Genomic DNA, 594 nt, shown 5'->3' with positions numbered 1-594 from the left:
GTTTCGATCCAGACCACAGAGCGGTATCTGGGCTGCAAGCAGCGCACTCGGTCTGCGGTGAACGACAGAATCGGGATCGAAGTCGGCGCCACGGTTGCCGAGCTCTTACCGCGTATCTCCGCAGCGCGTCTCGGGCGGGACTGGGTAACTCGCGGGAGCGCCTACAAACGCAATCGTAATGTGCTGAAAAACTAAACCCGGGTCAACATAGAACAACCGAAGCATATGCCGGCCCGGCTGAAGCTTGCCAAGCGAGAGGTTCAGTCGAGCATCATTACGCAGCACATTGGCTTCCCATGTAGGAGCGCTGCCCTCTTTCCACTCTCCCGTGCCGCTCAAGTCGAGAACCTTTGCCGGCCCACCATCCAGCGCAACCGCGAAACGCAGTCGGTGCTCAGAGTCAACGGGAAAGACCGGCAGCATATGCACCGTCAGCGTTGCATCTCCTTGCGACACCGAGTCAAAGTGATACTCAATCCAGGGAGCCTTCTCCAAGTGACCTGAATCCATCACAGAACTCGCCAACCCCGGTGCCCCCAGGGCCACGGAACTCCCCGACACCCCTAGCCGCTCCAACACCTGCCAATTCCCCTG

General features: G+C 59.4%; 1 protein-coding gene. It reads right to left on the bottom strand.

All coding sequences use genetic code 11. The features are described from left to right. Nucleotides 1–105: 105 nt before the first annotated feature. Nucleotides 106–594 (bottom strand): hypothetical protein (locus JAO29_RS23115; RefSeq protein ID WP_334270645.1); only part of this gene is annotated, 489 nt, incomplete at its 5' end.

Source organism: Edaphobacter sp. HDX4 (assembly GCF_036877565.1).
In the GTDB taxonomy this organism is placed as follows: Bacteria; Acidobacteriota; Terriglobia; order Terriglobales; family Acidobacteriaceae; genus Edaphobacter.
Note: the sequence above shows the minus strand (reverse complement) of the source record. Positions and strands in the feature narration are given on the sequence as shown.